Source organism: Streptomyces sp. NRRL S-37 (assembly GCF_000721605.1).
Classification (GTDB): Bacteria; Actinomycetota; Actinomycetes; order Streptomycetales; family Streptomycetaceae; genus Streptomyces.
This window is the reverse complement of sequence record NZ_JOIZ01000059.1, coordinates 1-3,288: the sequence shown is the minus strand read 5'-3', so window position 1 is coordinate 3,288 and position 3,288 is coordinate 1. Positions and strand designations below refer to the sequence as shown.

Here is a 3,288-nt window from a genome sequence, read left to right as displayed (position 1 = left end):
TCGGGCACGCTGTTGGGTGTCTGAGGGCACGGCCGTATGGCTGCCTTCAGTGCCGGCCCCAGTGCACTCGGGAGTTGATCCCGGGGTGATGGGTGGTTGGTCGTTGTTTGAGAACTGCACAGTGGACGCGAGCATCTGTGGCCAAGTTTTTAAGGGCGCACGGTGGATGCCTTGGCACCAGGAACCGATGAAGGACGTGGGAGGCCACGATAGGCCCCGGGGAGTCGTCAACCAGGCTTTGATCCGGGGGTGTCCGAATGGGGAAACCCGGCAGTCGTCATGGGCTGTCACCCTTGCCTGAACACATAGGGCAAGTGGAGGGAACGCGGGGAAGTGAAACATCTCAGTACCCGCAGGAAGAGAAAACAACCGTGATTCCGGGAGTAGTGGCGAGCGAAACCGGATGAGGCCAAACCGTATGCGTGTGAGACCCGGCAGGGGTTGCGCATGCGGGGTTGTGGGATTTCTCTTGACCGGTCTGCCGGCCGGTCGGCGAGTCAGAAACCGTATGGATAGGCGAAGGGCATGCGAAAGGCCCGGCGTAGAGGGTAAGACCCCCGTAGTCGAAATCTGTACGGCTCGTTTGAGAAACACCCAAGTAGCACGGGGCCCGAGAAATCCCGTGTGAATCTGGCGGGACCACCCGCTAAGCCTAAATATTCCCTGGTGACCGATAGCGGATAGTACCGTGAGGGAATGGTGAAAAGTACCGCGGGAGCGGAGTGAAATAGTACCTGAAACCGTGTGCCTACAAGCCGTGGGAGCGTCGGACGGAGAGCTTGCTCTTCGTCTCGTGACTGCGTGCCTTTTGAAGAATGAGCCTGCGAGTTTGCGGTGTGTTGCGAGGTTAACCCGGGTGGGGAAGCCGTAGCGAAAGCGAGTCCGAACAGGGCGCTTTGAGTAGCACGCTCAAGACCCGAAGCGGAGTGATCTAGCCATGGGCAGGTTGAAGCGGAGGTAAGACTTCGTGGAGGACCGAACCCACCAGGGTTGAAAACCTGGGGGATGACCTGTGGTTAGGGGTGAAAGGCCAATCAAACTCCGTGATAGCTGGTTCTCCCCGAAATGCATTTAGGTGCAGCGTCGTGTGTTTCTTGCCGGAGGTAGAGCACTGGATAGGCGATGGGCCCTACCGGGTTACTGACCTTAGCCAAACTCCGAATGCCGGTAAGTGAGAGCGCGGCAGTGAGACTGTGGGGGATAAGCTCCATGGTCGAGAGGGAAACAGCCCAGAGCATCGACTAAGGCCCCTAAGCGTACGCTAAGTGGGAAAGGATGTGGAGTCGCACAGACAACCAGGAGGTTGGCTTAGAAGCAGCCACCCTTGAAAGAGTGCGTAATAGCTCACTGGTCTAGTGATTCCGCGCCGACAATGTAGCGGGGCTCAAGCGTACCGCCGAAGTCGTGTCATTGCGATATGTACCCCCAACGGGGATCGTGATGGGTAGGGGAGCGTCGTGTGCCGGGTGAAGCAGCGCCGGAAGGCAGTTGTGGACGGTTCACGAGTGAGAATGCAGGCATGAGTAGCGATTCACACGTGAGAAACGTGTGCGCCGATTGACTAAGGGTTCCTGGGTCAAGCTGATCTGCCCAGGGTAAGTCGGGACCTAAGGCGAGGCCGACAGGCGTAGTCGATGGATAACCGGTTGATATTCCGGTACCCGCTGTGAAGCGTCAAACATCGAGCATCGTGATGCTAAGGCCGTGAAGCCGCCCCTGATCTCTTCGGAGTGAGGGGGAGTGGTGGAGCCGCCGGCCCAAGCGGTTAGTAGGTGAGTGATGGGGTGACGCAGGAAGGTAGTCCATCCCGGGCGGTGGTTGTCCCGGGGTAAGGGTGTAGGCCGGACGGTAGGCAAATCCGCCGTTCATCAAGGCTGAGACCTGATGCCGAGCCGATTGTGGTGAAGTGGATGATCCTATGCTGTCGAGAAAAGCCTCTAGCGAGTTTCATGGCGGCCCGTACCCTAAACCGACTCAGGTGGTCAGGTAGAGAATACCGAGGCGTTCGGGTGAACTATGGTTAAGGAACTCGGCAAAATGCCCCCGTAACTTCGGGAGAAGGGGGGCCACAACCGGTGATGAGCTTCGCGCTCTGAGCTGGGGGTGGCCGCAGAGACCAGCGAGAAGCGACTGTTTACTAAAAACACAGGTCCGTGCGAAGCCGTAAGGCGATGTATACGGACTGACGCCTGCCCGGTGCTGGAACGTTAAGGGGACCGGTTAGTCACTCTTCGGGGTGGCGAAGCTGAGAACTTAAGCGCCAGTAAACGGCGGTGGTAACTATAACCATCCTAAGGTAGCGAAATTCCTTGTCGGGTAAGTTCCGACCTGCACGAATGGCGTAACGACTTCTCGACTGTCTCAACCATAGGCCCGGTGAAATTGCACTACGAGTAAAGATGCTCGTTTCGCGCAGCAGGACGGAAAGACCCCGGGACCTTTACTACAGTTTGATATTGGTGTTCGGTTCGGCTTGTGTAGGATAGCTGGGAGACTGTGAAGCTCGGACGCCAGTTCGGGTGGAGTCGTCGTTGAAATACCAGTCTGGTCGTGCTGGATGTCTAACCTGGGTCCGTGATCCGGATCAGGGACAGTGTCTGATGGGTAGTTTAACTGGGGCGGTTGCCTCCTAAAGAGTAACGGAGGCGCCCAAAGGTTCCCTCAGCCTGGTTGGCAATCAGGTGTTGAGTGTAAGTGCACAAGGGAGCTTGACTGTGAGACCGACGGGTCGAGCAGGGACGAAAGTCGGGACTAGTGATCCGGCGGTGGCTTGTGGAAGCGCCGTCGCTCAACGGATAAAAGGTACCCCGGGGATAACAGGCTGATCTTCCCCAAGAGTCCATATCGACGGGATGGTTTGGCACCTCGATGTCGGCTCGTCGCATCCTGGGGCTGGAGTCGGTCCCAAGGGTTGGGCTGTTCGCCCATTAAAGCGGTACGCGAGCTGGGTTTAGAACGTCGTGAGACAGTTCGGTCCCTATCCGCTGTGCGCGTAGGAGTCTTGAGAAGGGCTGTCCCTAGTACGAGAGGACCGGGACGGACGAACCTCTGGTGTGCCAGTTGTTCTGCCAAGGGCATGGCTGGTTGGCTACGTTCGGGAGGGATAACCGCTGAAAGCATCTAAGCGGGAAGCCTGCTTCGAGATGAGGACTCCCACCTCCTGGAGAGGGTAAGGCTCCCAGTAGACGACTGGGTTGATAGGCCGGATATGGAAGCACGGTAACGTGTGGAGTTGACCGGTACTAATAGGCCGAGGGCTTGTCCTCAGTTGCTCGCGTCCACTGTGTT

General features: G+C 57.8%; 1 rRNA gene. It reads left to right on the top strand.

The features are described from left to right. Nucleotides 1-139 precede the first annotated feature (139 nt). Nucleotides 140-3,266 (top strand): 23S ribosomal RNA (locus tag IH50_RS0136630). Nucleotides 3,267-3,288: the final 22 nt, after the last annotated feature.